We start from the raw sequence: 16,950 nt of genomic DNA on the forward strand, positions 1-16,950 counted from the left end.
GTTGTACGACCGGCGCGCAGCGATTTCGTCTACGCGCGCCGGTCATCGTCTCCGATCCGACTTCACCCGCCTTGCTCGGGAGTTCGGGCAAATCAGCTTCGAAAGGACTGCCGTGTCCAACATCAGATCGATCGAAACCGACGGGACAACCGCGTCGACGCACTCAGCCGACGCGGTCGATCACAACGATCCTTCGTCGATGTTCTACACCCCGAAGTCACCGGGCGGGATGAGTTTGTGTGTCGGATGTCGTCCGCTGAGTCGATGCCGCTTCGGCATCGACAGCGAGCGGCTCGATGACGACGGGACAGTGATCAGTCGTGTGGTGTGCCCCCCTGAACAGGAGGGCGGCCCTCAGGTGGCGCACGGTGGATGGACAGCCGCCGTGATGGACGAGCTGGTCGGCCACACGTTGATCATGAACAAGGAATTCGGTGTCACCGGAACCCTGACGGTCAAGTTCGTGCGCCCGGTACCGGTCGAATGGGCGTTGATCGGCAAGGCCCGGATCGTCGGCCGCGAGAACCAGAAGGTCTTCGTGAAAGCCACATTGGAGTTGGAGAGCTCGGGATCGATCGTGGCTGAAGCCGACGCAATCATGATCACGCGGCCCGCCACTCATTTCGAATCGCACTACGAGTGGTTGGAGACTCAGCGTGGCTCCGTCGGGTAGACCGGGCGATGAAGGCGTCGCACCAACAGTGAGGAAGGCTACGGAAGGGCAGACGTTGCCCGGTGATGACAGAACCGAGGGGGTCCCCGGACTGCTGAGGGACGGCCGGTCGGTGGTGATCCGCCGTTTGAGCCCCGACGATCTCGAACTTGTTGTCGACTTCAGCCAGCGGTTGTCGCGTCGCACCATCTCGATGCGCATGCTGGGACCGGTCGTCACCTTGGATCGGGCGGGGCTGGCACGATTTCTCGACTTCGATTCGCACAGGCAATTGGCCCTCGTCGCCATCCACGATGATCGGGCGGTCGGTATTGCCGACTTCGTTCCCATCGAGAATCATCCGGACCGGGCTGAAGTGACGTTCACCATCGTCGACGACTTCCAATCGCTGGGGTTGGGGGGTCTCCTGCTCGAGCACATCGCTGCGGCGGCGCGGGACCACGCGATCTCGGTTCTCGAAGCCGATATCCTCGCCGACAACACCGCCATGCTGCGTACCTTGGAAAGCTCGGGTTACCTGGTCGAATACGGAACGTCCGAGTCGATCATGCACGTAGACATCGCGATACGGCCGCGCGCGCAAGTTCTCGCGCGCTCCGATCGCAGAGAACACCAATCGGTGCGAATCTCCATGCAGCAAATTTTCGATTCCCGCGCTGTCGCGGTGGTCGGAGCCGGCCGGGGGCCGGACAACCTGGGCCGTGCGGTAGTCAAAAATCTTCTGACGCATGGCTTTCCAGGTCGTGTCTATGCGGTCAATCCGCACGCTTTCGCCGTCATGGGACTGCCGACGTATCCGACTGTGAGTGCCATACCCGACCCTGTCGACCTTGTCATCGTCGCAGTCGCCGCCGAACTCGTTCCGGATATCCTCCGAGACTGCGCTGCGGCCGATGTCGCCACCGTGGTGATCGTCTCGGTCGGCTTCGGTGAACTCGGCGAACAGGGCCGTAATGCCGAAGCAGAGCTCGTCCGATTCGCCCGTGCTCATGGCATGCGTGTGATCGGACCCGCGAGCATGGGCATTCTCGCGCAGCAGGATCAGCGGCGCCTGGCGGCGACGTTCGCCATTGCGCTACCACCGCCCGGTGTCGTCGCCATGGCCAGTCAGTCCGGCACGCTGGGGTTGGCGGTTCTGGAATACGCACGCAGAATAGGCCTCGGATTCTCGAGTTTCGCTTCGCTGGGGCGCTCGGCCGACGTCTCCCCGAACGACCTGCTGCAATGGTGGGAAGAAGACTCCACGACCTCGGTGATCTTGCTCGACCTCGAACGCTTCGGCAATCCGCGAAAGTTCGCCAGGCTCACTCGGCGGGTCAGCGCGCGTAAGCCGATCGTGACGGTGACGAGTGCGGTGCACGCCGCTCTGGATGGTTTCGCTGCGACGCAAGTCATCGACCGCGGTGCGGTTGTTGCGGAGCTGTTCTCCCAGATGGGTGTTGTCACGACCCGCACTCTCGCGGAGATGTTCGACGTGGCCTTGCTCTTGGCTCATCAACCCGTACCGCGCGGAGATCGGGTCGCGGTTCTCACGAACGCCACTCAGCCCGGTGCGTTGACCGCCGCGACCAGCCTTTCGGCGGGCCTTCGGCTGGCCGTCGTGAGCGATGAGACCTCGGCGACGTTGCGTGGACTCGTGCCGAGTAGCGAATCCGCGAATCCGTTCGACCTTTCGCCACGTGCCGACGCACAACGGTATGAGGCGGCTTTGCGTGCGGTATTGGCAGATGAGGGCGTCGATTCGGTGATCGCCCTGTTCACACCACCCCTGGTGCACAGCCTCGACGATATCGAGGCCGCCCTGATTCGAGCGGGTGCGTCAGCACCGGAGAAGACGCTCGTCGCCAGTTTCGACGGCAGGGAGGGCGCGTTGTCGCTGCCTGGTATCGACGGACGCTCGGTGCCGAGTTATACATTCCCCGAGGCTGCTGCGGCTGCGCTCGGTCGCGCGACGGCGTACGGGGCATGGCGCAGACAACCCGCAGGCGTACAGCGACAGCCCCCCGGGATCGAGGTCGAGCGCGCACGTGCAGTGGCCGATCGCATCGGCATCGGAGAGGCCGCAGAGGCTGAAACCACCGAGCTGCTGCAGGCGGTCGGGCTGCGTGTCACGGTGCCGTCCGATATCGCCGGACCGCAGGTCACGATCTCGGTCGTCACCGATCCGGTCTTCGGTCCGTTGCTGGCGTTCGGAATAGTAGGCGAACCGGTCTCACTCTTCGGCGACCTCGTATTCCACATCACTCCGGTCAGCGACCTCGATGCTGCCCGCATGGTCCGCTCGGTGCGGGCCTTCCCGTTGTTGGCTGGAACGGACGTCGAAGCGGTGGTCGATGCGATCCTACGGGTGGCGTGGATGGTCGAAGAGCTCCCGGAGCTGGCGCAACTGCAACTCGCGCCCGTTGCTGTCGGTGTTGCCGGGAGCGGCCTGGTCGTGCGCGGCGCTCGTCTCGTCTTCGAGATGCCGAGGGGAGAGCGCCTGCATCGCGAACCGCGGGTGCAGGCGGACTGAACTGGTTCCTCCATGAGAGGGTCCCACGATCCGCGACGATGGTGCCGACCCTCGCAGCATTCATGAATATTACAGCGCAACAAGCATTTTCCCTTCGAATACCGGTTCCTCGTCGGCCCTGAACAGCGATGCGGGCGACGTGGCTCGGTTCCGCGTGCGGCGCCGCGGTTCGCGGAAACGGAACTGTGCAGGGCCACGGCGGCCGTCTCTCCAGTGTGTGCGACCACTACATCGCGTTGCTCGGAGTGGGCGGCGCGACCGTCCACCACAGATCTGCGGGGTTCACGCGGTGAAATGTTGGACGTATGCCCAATTGTTGATTATTAGTTTACCAATGCATCTATATTTCTCCCGGGTCTGACAATACTGCCTGGTTGATCGTTCAGATGGGTCGAATCAGAGCACAATAATTCAACCAATTTAGCTATTGTAATCTGATGGGCGCTATGGGAGTCTGATCTCGCAATATGACAGCAACCACATGTTGGCGTGTCGATCATCTGAGGTCGAGTACTGGGCGTGGCGTATCCACACCGCCGGACGCTGGTGACTCGAAATCCCAACTAGGAGAAGACCTTGCGACTCCCGCTCGACGCTCCGGTGCGCGCGATCGGAGATTTCTTCCAGATGTGCGCAACTACGGCCCGTGCGGCGGCGCGACGGCCGTTCCAGTGGGCGGAGTTCCTGGAACAGGGCTGGTTCCTGGTCCGAGTCGCCCTGATTCCGACGCTGTTGGTCGCGCTGCCGTTCACAGTGTTGGTCATCTTCACCCTCAACATCCTGTTGGTCGAATTCGGCGCCCAGGATCTCTCGGGTGCCGGAGCCGGCCTGGGTGTCGTCACCCAAGTCGGTCCATTGGTAACAGTGCTCATTGTTGCGGGTGCCGGGGCCACCGCGATCTGTGCTGATCTGGGTTCGCGGACCATTCGAGAAGAGATCGACGCGATTCAGGTGCTGGGTATCGACCCCATTCACCGACTCGTTGTACCTCGGGTATTCGCGTCTACTATCGTGGCGATTCTCTTGAACGCACTCGTCGTCGCGGTCGGGCTGGTCGGAGGCTTTCTATTCTCGGTGTACGTCCAAAGCGTGACACCGGGCTCATACGTAGCGAGCCTCACCTTTGTCACCGGCCTCCCAGAGGTCATCATCTCGGAAATCAAGGCGGGTCTTTTCGGCCTTGTAGCCGCATTGGTCGCCTGCTATATGGGATTGCATGTCAAAGGTGGGCCCAAGGGTGTAGGCGACGCGGTCAATGAAACGGTCGTATACGCGTTCATGGCGCTGTTCGCAGTGAACGTGGTGGTCACCGCGATCGGTGTCAAAGCGACGATGAGGTAAGCATGTCCTACCTGCAAACGATCCGCAGTCGTTACCCGAAGTTCGCCCGGAGGTCTTCCGCCGCGTTGCGAAGTATTTCTTTGGTCGGTGAGCACGGTGTCTTCTACTTTCGCGCGTTTCGAGAGATCGGGCACGCCGCATCTGCCTACCGTAAGGAGACACTGCGCGTCATCGCCGAAATGGGTATGGGTACCGGTGTTCTCGCAATTATCGGCGGCACTGTGGTGATCGTATCGTTCATGACTCTGTCGGCCGGCGCATTGTTGGCCATCCAAGGGTTCGCCTCGCTGAGCGATATTGGAGTCGAAGCATTGACCGGATTCTTCGCGGCCTTCATCAATGTTCGAATCGCCGCTCCCGTGACTTCCGGGATCGCACTCGCCGCGACCATAGGTGCGGGGGCCACCGCACGTATCGGTGCGATGCGCATCAGCGAGGAGATCGACGCTATGGAGGTGATGGCGATCAGATCGATCTCGTATGTTGTGTCCACGCGGGTGATCGGCGGCCTGGTCGTAATTATCCCGGTGTACTCGATGGCGGTGCTGATGTCATTCCTTTCCTCGCAGCTGTACACGACGTATATCGCCGGCCAATCTTCTGGCGTCTATAATCATTACTTCTACACGTTTCTCCGTCCAGTCGATCTATTGTATTCATTTTTGCAAGCGGTCATCATGGCGACAACGGTGATGCTGATTCACTGCTTCTACGGATACAACGCGTCTGGTGGACCTTCCGGGGTGGGATTTGCTGTCGGTCGTGCAGTACGCGCATCCCTGATTGCTGTTGTATCGGTGACGATGCTGGTGTCACTTGCCGTATACGGTACGGCCGGCAATTTCGATCTGGCGGGATGAGGTTGAATTTCGTGAAGCTGTTCAGGCGGTCGCGCGACCCTCGAGAAAGCCCACCCTACTTGCGTGCCGGTGCCTTTCTGATCATATTTCTGATTGCGATTATCACGCTGTGTCTGGCTTCCTTTCGCGGCGCGTTCGATCCGATTGTCCATGCCACGGTCGTAGCAGAACGCTCGGGTTTGGTCATGGAGCCGGGCTCGAAAGTCAAGCTGCATGGGGCCGAGGTCGGGCGTGTCGAATCAGTTTCGCTTGCGGGTAGTCAAGCCACGTTGGACCTGGGTTTGGAACCGTCGAAGCTGGAGTTGATTCCGGCCAACGTCGAGGCCGTGATCGCGCCTACAACAGTGTTCGGTTCGAAGTATGTCGAGTTGGTGGTGACCGGCCGACCGGCATCCGCGCATTTGAGCGCGGGCGCGCAAATCCGCGCACGGAACGTATCCACCGAGGTAAACACTGTTTTTCAGAATGTGGTGTCGGTCATGGACCAAATCGAGCCGGACAAGCTCAATGCGGCGCTGTCGGCATTGTCGGAGGGCCTCCGCGGCAGAGGAGATCATCTCGGCGAAACGCTCACCGCGACCGACAGGTTTCTCATCGCACTGAACCCGGTACTGCCTCGATTGCAGGCCGACTTGCAAGGAACGGCGGTAGCGGCCGGTAATTTGAGTGATGCCGGTAACGACCTGATCGGGATCCTGCGAAACGCCACCGTGACATCGGACACCATCGTGACTCGGCGGGATGATCTGGTCGCGGCCTTGTTGTCCGCTTCCGAGTTGGGGCGGGCAGGCAGCGGACTGTTGAGCGAGAACGGGAAGCAGCTCGTGGACTTCTTACGTCTACTCACCCCAACTACTGCGCTCCTCGCAGACTACAGCCCGTCCTATGCGTGTTTGCTGCATCTGGGGGTATTGAATGCCGACGACTTGGGCGCCGCGATAGATGCGACGAACTATTCAGTCTCCCTCGATGTCGGGCTGCTGCTGGGTGATGATCCGTACAAGTATCCGGAAAATCTGCCGATTGTTGCCGGTAAGGGCGGCCCGCATGGATCTCCGGGGTGTTATGCGCCCGTCACGTGGGATAATTATCCGGCGCCGTATCTGCGGATAAATACAGGCGCTCCACTGAACGGCCCCGGCACCGACCATCCACGGGTAGCCGAGCCGACCATCCTCGACTATATGTTCGGATTCACTCTGACGGGAGGTGGCCGCTGATGAGGATTAGCGCTCACATGGTGAAATTCGCGATCTTTGTCGTGACCATGTGCATATGCCTGTTCGCCATCATTGTGGTATTCGGGAATGTCCGCTTCGATCATGAAACCGAATATCATGCGGTATTCGAAGATATCTCGGGCCTACGCCCCGGCCAATTCGTGCGGATTGCGGGGGTGGAATCCGGGCGAGTCAGCGATGTGTCGATCATCGACAATTCGAAGGCTCGGGTGACCTTCTCGGTGGCAGCGGATGTGGTGCTGACCGGTGGTACCCATGCCGCGGTGCGATACGAGAATCTCGTGGGAGACAGATACCTCGAATTGATGCAAGGGGCCGGCCCGTCTCAGCAGTTACCGAAGGGCGGGACCATCGGGGTGGACAAGACTGCCCCAGCTCTGGATGTGGATGCACTGGTCGGAGGTTTCCGGCCGTTGTTCAAGGCGCTCGATGCCGATCAGGTCAATCAGCTGTCGAGTGAGCTGCTGGCAGTACTGCAGGGAGAGAACGGCAATATTTCGACTTTTCTCACCCACACCGCAAGCCTGACTGCGTACCTCGCCGAGCGAGATTCTCTGATCGGCAGCGTCGTCGCGAATCTCAACGGTTTGCTGTCGACGATCGATAACAGGAGCGGCCAATTCGACTCCTTGATCGACAACCTGCAAAAACTTGTGAGCGGAATTGCGGGGGCCGCCGGTCCGATCGGCGATGCCCTTGTGCACATCGAGGACGCTTCAGGATCGGTTGCCCGATTACTGGATGTCACGCACAAGAACATTCAGGCGGATGTCAATCAACTCGGTCGTGTGAGCACGAATATCGACAATGATCGTGAATGGGTTGACAAACTGCTTTCGGATCTCCCGGAACGGTATCAGCGATTGAGTCGGCTAGGGCTGTACGGTGATTTCTTCTCCTTTTATTTATGTGACGTCACGCTCAAGGTGAACGGACCGGACGGCAATCCGGTGTACGTCAACGTTGCGGGTCAGCGAGCGGGAAGGTGCACGGCGCAGAAATGAAGGGATTTCTCGAGGCCAAGTCGGCCCGCACTGGGCTGATCGGTTCGGTGCTGATCGTAGCGGGTGTACTGAGTGCGCAGAACTACGATCGCATCCCTTACGTTGCCGCTCATCGGGAGTACCGAGCGTACTTCTCCGAGGCGGCAGGCCTGAAGCCGGGAGCGCCGGTACAGGTGGCGGGAATCCAGGTCGGCAAGATATCGAATCTGGAACTGCGTGGCGACAAGGTGCTGGTCCAGTTCTCCGCAGAAGGCGTACGGCTGGGCAATCAGACCGAGGCAGCTATCAAAACCAAGACTGTGCTGGGTGCCAAGTTCATAGAGCTGAGGCCGAGGGGTGCGGTCGAGCTCGGCCCGAACGATTCGATCGGTGTAGAACATACGTCGACGCCCTATGTGCTCCCCGATACTCTCGGTGATCTGACCAAGGCCATCAGTGGGCTGAATACCGATGATCTGACGGCGGCACTGCGGGTCTTGAGCTCGAGTATCGACGCCGCTCAGCCGCAACTGGCGACTGCTCTCGACGGTGTCGCTCGCCTCTCGGATTCGGTCGGGAGTCGCGATCAGTTGCTTCGAGATTTGCTCTCGCACGCCTCCGGCGTCACTCAGGTGCTCGCGAAACGAAGCGATCAGCTGAATCAGCTGGTGCTCGACGGCAATACCCTGTTTGCCGCACTCGATGCCAGGAAGTCCGCGATCGCAACGCTGCTGACCAACCTGTCTGCAGTCTCGAATCAATTGCGCACGGTGGTGGCCGAGAATCGTGACCAGCTCGGTCCGGTCCTGGACCGGTTCAACAGCGTCCTGGATTTGCTGGACAACCGCAAGACCGAAATCCAGAAGTCCCTCAAATTGTTGACCCAATACGCGCAGTCCCTGGGCGAATCGGTAGCGTCCGGCCCGTTCTTCAAGGCTTATGTCGTCAACTTGCTCCCCGGCCAGTTCCTGCAGCCGTTCGTCGACGCCGCCTTCAAGGATTCCGGTGTCGATCCCTCGGTCCTGGCCGGCCCGACATATCCCGAGAACGGTGGTTTCAACAGTCCGCCGGGAAGCCTGCCGCCGACGGGAACCGCGCCTGGTCCCAATACCCCTGTCCCGTCGGTGCCGGCGCCGGCATTCCCGACCCTTCCCCCTATCGTTCCGGGGCTGAGCCTGCCCGGAGGCCGGTAATGACGAAGTGGATGAAGACGTCGCGGCGTACAACGATCCGGGGCATCGCCGCGGTGATGGCTGTGGTGGTCGTGGTTGTCGGCTGGCAGGTCTACGGTCGTCTCACGCGCACGACCCTGACTGCCTACTTCGCCAATACCAACGGCCTCTATAAGGGTGACGAGGTACTTCTGCTGGGTTTGCCGATCGGCACGATCGATGACATCCGGCCGGATGGCGACGCGATGCGGGTGACGTTCCACTACAGATCGTCGATCAAAATTCCCGCGGATGCCAAGGCAGTCATCCTGTCGCCAACGCTCGTGTCGGCGCGGGCGATTCAGCTGACACCTGCATATAGAGGAGGCCGGGTGCTGTCGGATGGCGATCGAATACCGATCACTCGGACCGCCGTTCCGGTCGAGTGGGACGACTTCCGTAAACAGTTGCAACGGCTGGCCTCGTCGCTCGGCCCGTCGAAGGACGAACCCAGTGGACCATTGGGTTCACTCATCAACTCGGCAGCCTCTGCTGCGCAGGGTAACGGCGAGCGCCTACATCAGACCCTGACACAGCTCTCGAGCGCGCTGACCACGCTGTCGGATGGTCGCAACGACCTGTTCAGCGTGATTCGCAACTTGCAGGTATTCGTCTCAGCATTGGCGGCGAGCAGCCAGCAGATCGTCGAGATCAACGGTCACCTGGCGTCTGTCACCGGTGTCCTGAACAATACGGACCACGACCTGACAGATGCACTGGGTGATCTGGACAAGGTCGCCGGCGATCTGCAGCACTTCATCAGCGATAACCAAGCGGGAGTGCAACATACCGTTGCCACCCTCTCCTCGCTGACCTCTGCATTGAACGAGAGCAGGCCGACTGTCGAACAGCTTCTGCACCTGGCTCCGAACGCGTTCGGCGACCTTTACAACATCTACAACCCGGCGCAGGGCGCGTTGACGGGCGTGCTCGCCTTCAGCAATATGCAGAACCCTGTGCAGTTCATTTGTGGCGCGATTCAGGCGGCCAGTCAACTTGGCGCAGCAGAATCGGCGAAACTCTGCGTCCAGTATCTCTCGCCCGTTCTGCAGAGTCTTCGGGTGAATTTCCCGCCGTTGGGTGTCAATGCCGTGACCGGCGTCGACGCCCGGCCTGGTCAGGTGGATTTCAGTGAGCCTTGGTTGAACCCCCATTCGGGCGGCACCCCATCGGATGAACCGGCGGTGGCGGCGGGCGCGGGACTTGCCGGACTTCTGCCCGGAGCAGGACGATGAGCCCGCGGCATCGGATTACTCCTCGGTCGCGGAGGATCGCAACGGTTATGGCATGTTGCGCCCTTACGCTGGCGGTCGGCGGCTGCGGTCAATGGCGTGGACTCAACTCGCTGCCGCTACCCGGCACGCGGGGGCAGGAGTCCGGCTCCTACCAGATCAAAATCCAGATGCCGAATGTCACTGCGATCCAGCCGAATTCGCGTATCCGTGTTGCCGATGTGAATGTCGGAACGATCACCCGCATCGATCGGGAGGGATGGCACGCCCTGGTGACTGTCCGCCTGGACGGGGATGTGAACCTTCCCGAGAACGTGACGGCAAAAATCGGCCAGAGCAGTCTGCTGGGCAGCCAGCATATCGAACTCGCGCCACCGACCGATGAACCTCCCACGGGGAAGCTGCACGACGGTGTGGTGATACCGCTGGACCGCGCCAGCCAGTATCCGACAACCGAACAGACGCTCGCGGCATTGTCACTTGTGCTCAATGGCGGCGGTATCGGGCAGTTGCCACAGATCGAAACCGAACTCAATGCCGCACTTTCGGGGCGGACTGCGGATGTCAAGGATCTGATCGGTCAGTTGGCGACATTTACCGAAGGTCTGGATGTACAGAAGCAGGACATCATTGCCGCGATGGCAGGACTGGATCGTCTCGCGGCGATCGTGGGGCGCCAGAACGAGACCCTCGGCAAGTCGTTGGAAACGATCCCGAAGGCATTGACTGTGCTCAACACCGAGCGCGACAAACTTATTCTGACAATTACCGGCCTCGGTGATTTCGCAGGGAAGGGCAACGAGGTAATCGTGGCGAGCCACGACGATGTGATCGAAAACCTTCGCAACCTGGAACCCGTCCTGCGGACTCTCGGTGATGCCGGCCGGGATCTCACCAGGTCGCTGGGCTTCTACTCGACGTTTCCCTGGCCGGAACGGAACATCGATAAATGGATTCGTGGTGATTACGCAAATCTGTCCGCAACCATCGATCTGACGCTGGGACGCCTCGATAACTCCCTGCTGCAAGGCACTCCGCTCGAGGGGCAACTGACTGCGCTCGAGACGGCCCTGGGGCGCACCAAGGATCGCCAACCCGGGCTCGGAACACCGAATCCCCTGACTGATCCTGTAGTGAATGGCGGTCGCTGAGATGCAGTTGACGAAGTTCGTTCGTATCCAGCTGACGATATTTACGATCCTCACCGTCGTTTCGCTTACGGTGATGGGGCTGCAATTTATTCAAATTCCAGCGATGTTCGGAATTGGGCGCTACGACGTCACAGTTGAGCTCGCTGGTAATGGCAATCTGTACAAGACGGCGAACGTCACCTATCGGGGCGAGACCGTGGGGCGGGTTACCGAGATCAAGCCTGCTGCCGATGGTGTCGTCGCAGCTCTGAGCATGTACAGCAGCCACAAGATCCCGGCTGATGTCGATGCGAACGTGCACAGCCGCTCAGCGATCGGCGAGCAGTATGTCGATCTGGTCCCCAGGACGTCGTCTGCGCCGTATCTGCACGCCGGCAGCGTGATACCGCGGGAGCGCACATCGATACCCGGGGATATCGGCACACTTCTCGATACAGTGAACCAAAGTTTGAAAGCGCTGCCCGCGGGCAACCTGCACACCCTGATCGAAGAAAGTTACCTCGCGTTCAACGGTACCGGTCCGGCCGTCGGGCGCCTGCTGGACTCGGCACACGGGCTGAGCGCCGACGGGCTCGACAACATCACACCGTTGACGACACTGATCAACGATGCCGGTCCTGTCATCGACGCCACGGTGGCCTCCGATGCCTCGATCCGTGCGTGGACGGCCAATGTCAACAGCCTGACCGCACAATTGGCTGCGGGCGACACCACATTGCGTGACCTGCTGCAGCATGGACGCGCCGCAGCGGATCAGGCGACGTCACTGTTCCAGAAGCTGCAGCCGACGCTGCCGATCCTGCTTTCCAACCTCGTCAGCGTCGGGCAGGTTGCGGTGACCTACAACCCGTCTTTGGAGCAGATTCTTGTGCTGCTCCCCGCCGTGGCAGCGGCCTTCAATACCTTGGGCTTCACGAATCGAGACGGGTCCAAGATGCCGTTCCTTTCCTTCAAGCTCGGCCTGAACGTGCCTGCTCCATGTACGGTCGGATTCCTGCCGGCCTCCGAGCGGCGGGACGCGTCTGCAGAAGATGCACCGCCCCGCACCGATCAACCGCTGTATTGTGCGCTGCCGCAGACAGATCCGAACGCCGTGCGCGGCGCTCGTAATTACCCGTGCATGAATAACCCCGACAAGCGAGCACCGACGGTGGACATCTGCAAAAGCGACCAGGAGTATCAGCCGCTGGGCACCAACCCGTGGATCGGCGAATCACAGAAATACATCGACAATCCGCAATTCCATCCGTCCTCATACACAGGTCCGGCTTCCGGCAGTGGCGCGCCACCAGGCGCCTCGGTGACTACCGCGCTGTACAACCCGGATGGCAGCTACCTCGGGTCGGACGGACTCAGATATCGACAGCTCGACGTCGCCGCGAACTCCGGCACGCCAGGGAAGGAATCGACATGGCAGACAATGCTGACCCCGACGCCGTGAATTCCTCGGCGCAGGTGACTGCTTCGGCCCAGGCGGAGCAGAAGTCGCCGACACCGAGCCGCGTGCTGTCCGCGCTTGTCATGGGCGTCATCGCCGCGGTCATCGTGGCGGCGAGCATCGTGAGTCTGATTCTCGCGAACGACCACCGTGCTGCGAACTCGGATACGGATATACGGCTGAACTATGTTCAGGCCGCACGGCAAGAAGTGCTGAATATTCTGACGGTGCACTATGACTCGGTGGACGGTGATGTGCAGCGGATGCTGGACGACGCCACCGGTCCGTGGCAGGTGGAGTTCGCTCCGCAAGCACGTCCTTTCGCCGACGCTGTGCGCCAAGCAAAGGTGGTCACGACCGCCGAGATCGCGGCTGCTGGAGTAGAACGGGTGAATAGCGATGGAAGTGCGCAGGTTCTGATCACGGCGCATTCGAAGGTATCGAATTCATCTGGGGCGCACGAAGAGCCACGGACATTCCGTGTGCGCGTGACGGTCGCTCCGGACGGAGGCAGGCTGAAGATCTCGAAGATGGAGTACGTGACATCATGACCGTCGAAAGCAGGAATCCTGATGAGGTGACAGACGACGTGATACCGCCGGCCGGTGCCGATGATATCCAGGATGTCGAGTCGCGTCAGGGAGCGCCGGCCGAAGCCGAACAGGAAGCACCGGCCGAGGCTGAATCGGGTCCGGCCGATACCGATTCGGCGTCGGTCGAGCAAACCGATGAAGGAGCCGAGCGAGCATCCTGGCGAGCCAGAGTATTTGCCTACACGGTCGATGTCCTGTGCCCGCTCGTGAGTCTTGCAGTACTCGGGCTCATCGTCGCGGATGCCCCTCAGAACCTATGGTTGAGATCAGGATCGGGCGTAGCGGCTGCGGCGATCATTGGTTTCGTCGCATGGAATACCGTGTACAGGCAGGGAAAGTCCGGCCGAACGATCGGAAAAGCGATCGTCGGCGTTCGTACGATTCGCTGCGGCGCCGAGAACGAGTTGGGTGTTGCGCGCGCACTGTGGCGTGAAGTAGCTCATGTCGTCGATACGGTGCCCTTGCTGGCCGGCTGGCTTTGGCCGCTGCGGGACCGCCGGGGGCAGTCGTTCGCGGACAAGCTCGCCGATACCATGGTGATCCCGGACGGCGACCCGAGCTCTGCCGACAGTAGCCCACTCAGTGCGAAGCGTATTGCCCTCGGAACGTTCGCAATGCTGGCTGCCGTGCTCGTAAGCCTCGCGGCGACACAGTATTTCCATGACTACCGCCGTGACCGTGATACCGCGGAGATCACGCGCGGGGCACAGGATCTGGCTCAAAAGTCCACCGTGGCGCTCTTGACCTATCAAGCAGCCACCGTCGACCAGGAACTCGCTGCGGCGTCGTCCAAGCTGACCGGCAGCTTCAAGGACTATTACGACAGCTACACCAAGACAGTGGTCGCACCGGCGGCACACGAAAAGACGGTGAATACTCAGGCGCAATGCGCTGGGTCGGCGTTGATTTCGGCAGACGACCGGCACGCCACTGTGCTTGTGTTCATCAACCAGTCGACCACGACAGCCGAGAATCCGCAGCCGTCGCAGATTTCGAGTACGGTGCGCGTTCAGCTGACCAAGATCGGTCCGGAGTGGCTGATCTCCGAATTCGAGCCGATCTGAGGGAGATCATCGATGACCCAATCGAATTCGAACGTCGAGCCGGCGGGAGATGTTCGAGCGCCGAACCGCCGTACGGTGCGCGCGGAGTTGCTTATGCGGGGGTTCGGCTTGGGCCTGATGCATGCGGCAGCACGCACAGGTCTCGGGTTCGCGGTTGCATACTGGACGCCGCTGACCTCGCTGTCCCGCTTGGTCGCCTTGGCGGCTGTCGTCGCGCTGGCAGTCGTCTGGGGCGCCTTCGACGGCAGGCGTAGCGGCGCGGGGAATGAACATCAGCCTGATGACCTGACGTTGTTCTGGCTGGCAGCTGCGGCCTTGGCCGCAGTGACGTCGGGTGTTCTGTGCTGGCTCATCGGACAGATGCCGGGCACCCACTCCGCTGACGGACCGCTGATGTTCGAACTCACCATCGGAGCGGCCTGGATTCTGCTGGTCACCTTCGTCCCGGCGATCTTCGGAATGGCCCTCGGCCGGTACCTCGCAGATCGCCGGAGACCGGGGGACGGCATGGCTGTGGAGCTGCCCTGATGTGAGGTGGACGTTCCTCATGGCTGCGCACCGACCGGACAAGCGCGCGTCGCGTGTCAGCGCCCATAGTCCGAGGACAAGGTCCCGCCCGCGTGTAACGCTTCAACCGGGAGTTGCTCCTAACCTGCTGTCTCACAGCGCAATTCAGTCTTCGCTGGGGCCCGCGTCCAAGGCGGTACCTACGATCGAATCGAGCCGGAGGCACACCCCGTCATCGCTGTCGCGCGTCGGGGTGATCGAGCTGAGAACCCCCCCAGGATAAATCAGCTGAATGATTTGATGTAATCGTCTCGTGGCTCGTTGAAGTTTCGCCGCGATCGGCGTCGCTCACAACGTCAAGCGACCTCACGGGAAGGCAGCTGACTGCGATTCAGCTCGGCAGTTCCTTCCTGGGGGTACCTACGATCCTGAAGGTGGTCACTGGTGGTGCCTGTTGATATCGGACTCCGGCCGACGATTCCGGAAGCTCTTCGCCGGGCTGCGCGGGAGTTCGGGCACGTCGACTACCTGGTCTCGATGGAGGAGCGCTACACCTTCGCAGACGCAGAGCGGCTTTCGGGGTGGATCGCCCGCCGTATGCTCGCGCATGGAATCGGCAAAGGCACCAGGGTCGGGTTGTTCTTCACCTATGGCGGCGAGTGGCTGCTCACCTGGTTGGCTGCCAGCAGGATCGGCGCCTTCGTCATGCCGTTCAGTACCTTCTACAGTGCCGCCGAGTTGCGTACCGCGCTGCGTATCGGGGATGTCGACGTGCTTATCGCGCCGGACATGGTGCTGAACATCGATGTTGCGGCACTGCTGGAGGAGGCGCTGCCCTCGCTCGCGGGGCAATCAGCCGAATCGCTGCGCCTGTCCGAGGCGCCGTTCCTGCGGCGCGTGTGGACGACCCGGCCGGTTGTGCGCGAATGGGCGACCGACTTCCCGCTGTGCAGCGAGCCCGGTCCCAGCGACGCGGACCGCGACCTGCTCGCCGCGGCGGAAGAACAGGTTTTTCCGAGCGATCCGGCGGTGGCCGTTTACACCTCGGGCTCGACCGCCGAGCCCAAGGGTGTTGTGCTCACTCACGGCACTGTGATGCGTCAATCAAGCATTATGGCTGCGCATCAACAGTTTTGGGCCGATGGTCTCCCGCCGAAGTATCTGACGACGATGCCCCTGTTCTGGGTGGGCGGCATTCTGGCGATCACTGGGGCTCTGCATCAGCCGATGACGGTGCTGTGCCTGCCGCGCCTCGAACCGGGGCCGGCGCTGCAGCTGCTGGAACGGGAACGGGGAACCGCCGTCATCGGGTTCCCGACGTTTGTGCAAAGGATGCGGTCGCACCCGGACTTCACCCGCCGGGATCTGACCTCCGCCCGGATGCTGCTGGAGGGGCCGGCTGATGTGTCCATGATCAATGTTCCGGGAGAAGCGCCGATTCACCGCGGGATGAGCGAGTCGGGAGGTTCCTTCCTGACGACCGAGACCGTGGTTGTCGATCCCGCGACCGGCATCGAGGTCCCGCCAGGCGTCGCCGGCGAGCTGTGGATCCGAGGTCCCGGGGTGATGGAGGGCTACCTCAAGAAAGAGCGCTGGGAGGTCTTCGACGCAGATGGCTGGTATCACACAGGTGACCGTGTGCACCGGCTTGTGGATGCTTCGGACAACCGGGTGTTCTTCGACGGACGGTACAACGAGTTGATCAAATCCGCGGGGGCGAATGTCTCGCCCCAGGAGGTCGAGGCCGTTCTCGACGAGTTCGAGACGATCCGCTGCTCGTTCGTCGTGGGCGTCGACGACGAGAGTCGCGGCGAGGCTGTCGCCGCCGTGCTCGTGCTGGAGCAGGATGCGAACTGGGATCCGGCCGGTGTGATCGCCGGGGCGCGAGCCGCCCTTTCCAGCTATAAGGTGCCGCGCCGCTGGTTCGTCAGCGACGAGCGGCAGCTGCCTTTTCTCCCCACCGGAAAGATCAACCGCCGTCAACTCCGGCAGTTGATCGCTGGCAGTGCGCTGACCGAGGTAACGCCCACATCCTGAGATCGCACGGGTCGTGCCGGAGGACTTCCCGCGGACCGGTACCGAATCCGATGGGTCATCGCCGAACCTCCCCGCTCGGCGGCTCCGACCGTCCACGGCGGTCCGGG

The 16,950-nt window shown here is 61.4% G+C and carries 14 protein-coding genes; all 14 read left to right on the forward strand.

The window, feature by feature from the left end:
- Position 1: 1 nt before the first annotated feature.
- The 14 genes from OG716_RS05175 to OG716_RS05240 all read left to right on the forward strand — a co-directional run bounded on the left by OG716_RS05175 (position 2) and on the right by OG716_RS05240 (position 16,843).
- Entirely contained in the window at positions 2-673 is a 672-nt protein-coding gene (locus OG716_RS05175) for a PaaI family thioesterase (RefSeq protein WP_405136549.1), read from the forward strand.
- 28 nt (positions 674-701) lie between these two features.
- The gene (locus OG716_RS05180) at positions 702-3,185 is read left to right on the forward strand and encodes a GNAT family N-acetyltransferase (RefSeq protein WP_405136550.1); all 2,484 of its coding nucleotides are present in this window, start codon (positions 702-704) and stop codon (positions 3,183-3,185) included.
- Between the two features lie 627 nt (positions 3,186-3,812).
- Positions 3,813-4,526, forward strand: a complete 714-nt coding sequence (locus OG716_RS05185) for an MlaE family ABC transporter permease (RefSeq protein ID WP_405139539.1) — start codon at positions 3,813-3,815, stop codon at positions 4,524-4,526.
- A gap of 2 nt (positions 4,527-4,528) precedes the next feature.
- Positions 4,529-5,386 (forward strand): ABC transporter permease, encoded by an 858-nt coding sequence (locus tag OG716_RS05190; RefSeq protein ID WP_405136551.1) that lies wholly within the window; start codon positions 4,529-4,531, stop codon positions 5,384-5,386.
- 11 nt (positions 5,387-5,397) lie between these two features.
- On the forward strand, positions 5,398-6,606 hold the full coding sequence (locus OG716_RS05195) for an MCE family protein (protein ID WP_405136552.1): 1,209 nt from the start codon (positions 5,398-5,400) through the stop codon (positions 6,604-6,606).
- Positions 6,607-6,623: 17 nt separating this feature from the next.
- Positions 6,624-7,631 (forward strand): MCE family protein, encoded by a 1,008-nt coding sequence (locus OG716_RS05200; protein ID WP_405136553.1) that lies wholly within the window; start codon positions 6,624-6,626, stop codon positions 7,629-7,631.
- Positions 7,628-8,803 (forward strand): MCE family protein, encoded by a 1,176-nt coding sequence (locus OG716_RS05205; protein WP_405136554.1) that lies wholly within the window; start codon positions 7,628-7,630, stop codon positions 8,801-8,803. The genes OG716_RS05200 and OG716_RS05205 overlap by 4 nt, the downstream gene beginning before the upstream one ends.
- Positions 8,803-10,056 carry an MCE family protein gene (locus tag OG716_RS05210; RefSeq protein ID WP_405136555.1) on the forward strand — a complete coding sequence of 418 codons (1,254 nt, stop codon included), beginning with the start codon at positions 8,803-8,805 and terminating at the stop codon, positions 10,054-10,056. The genes OG716_RS05205 and OG716_RS05210 overlap by 1 nt, the downstream gene beginning before the upstream one ends.
- Before the next feature lie 47 nt (positions 10,057-10,103).
- Positions 10,104-11,204, forward strand: coding sequence for an MCE family protein (locus OG716_RS05215; protein ID WP_405136556.1), 1,101 nt, complete (start codon positions 10,104-10,106; stop codon positions 11,202-11,204).
- Positions 11,191-12,645 (forward strand): MCE family protein, encoded by a 1,455-nt coding sequence (locus OG716_RS05220; protein ID WP_405136557.1) that lies wholly within the window; start codon positions 11,191-11,193, stop codon positions 12,643-12,645. Before OG716_RS05215 ends, OG716_RS05220 begins: the two co-directional genes overlap by 14 nt.
- Positions 12,642-13,193, forward strand: coding sequence for a hypothetical protein (locus tag OG716_RS05225; protein ID WP_405136558.1), 552 nt, complete (start codon positions 12,642-12,644; stop codon positions 13,191-13,193). The genes OG716_RS05220 and OG716_RS05225 overlap by 4 nt, the downstream gene beginning before the upstream one ends.
- On the forward strand, positions 13,190-14,299 hold the full coding sequence (locus OG716_RS05230; RefSeq protein WP_405136559.1) for an RDD family protein: 1,110 nt from the start codon (positions 13,190-13,192) through the stop codon (positions 14,297-14,299). Before OG716_RS05225 ends, OG716_RS05230 begins: the two co-directional genes overlap by 4 nt.
- 12 nt (positions 14,300-14,311) lie before the next feature.
- The gene (locus OG716_RS05235) at positions 14,312-14,827 is read left to right on the forward strand and encodes a B-4DMT family transporter (RefSeq protein WP_405136560.1); all 516 of its coding nucleotides are present in this window, start codon (positions 14,312-14,314) and stop codon (positions 14,825-14,827) included.
- A gap of 423 nt (positions 14,828-15,250) precedes the next feature.
- The gene (locus tag OG716_RS05240) at positions 15,251-16,843 is read left to right on the forward strand and encodes a class I adenylate-forming enzyme family protein (protein ID WP_405136561.1); all 1,593 of its coding nucleotides are present in this window, start codon (positions 15,251-15,253) and stop codon (positions 16,841-16,843) included.
- Positions 16,844-16,950 lie beyond the last annotated feature (107 nt).

The organism is Nocardia sp. NBC_01388, from assembly GCF_045040085.1.
Taxonomy (GTDB): domain Bacteria; phylum Actinomycetota; class Actinomycetes; order Mycobacteriales; family Mycobacteriaceae; genus Nocardia.

Bases quoted from the DNA above. Each gene is read 5' to 3' on its own strand.
- OG716_RS05210 (WP_405136555.1), top strand. From the start codon at position 8,803: ATGACGAAGTGGATGAAGACGTCGCGGCGTACAACGATCCGGGGCATC.
- OG716_RS05235 (WP_405136560.1), top strand. From the start codon at position 14,312: ATGACCCAATCGAATTCGAACGTCGAGCCGGCGGGAGATGTTCGAGCG.
- OG716_RS05215 (WP_405136556.1), top strand. From the start codon at position 10,104: ATGGCATGTTGCGCCCTTACGCTGGCGGTCGGCGGCTGCGGTCAATGG.
- OG716_RS05190 (WP_405136551.1), top strand. From the start codon at position 4,529: ATGTCCTACCTGCAAACGATCCGCAGTCGTTACCCGAAGTTCGCCCGG.
- OG716_RS05205 (WP_405136554.1), top strand. From the start codon at position 7,628: ATGAAGGGATTTCTCGAGGCCAAGTCGGCCCGCACTGGGCTGATCGGT.
- OG716_RS05230 (WP_405136559.1), top strand. From the start codon at position 13,190: ATGACCGTCGAAAGCAGGAATCCTGATGAGGTGACAGACGACGTGATA.
- OG716_RS05185 (WP_405139539.1), top strand. From the start codon at position 3,813: ATGTGCGCAACTACGGCCCGTGCGGCGGCGCGACGGCCGTTCCAGTGG.
- OG716_RS05220 (WP_405136557.1), top strand. From the start codon at position 11,191: ATGGCGGTCGCTGAGATGCAGTTGACGAAGTTCGTTCGTATCCAGCTG.
- OG716_RS05200 (WP_405136553.1), top strand. From the start codon at position 6,624: ATGGTGAAATTCGCGATCTTTGTCGTGACCATGTGCATATGCCTGTTC.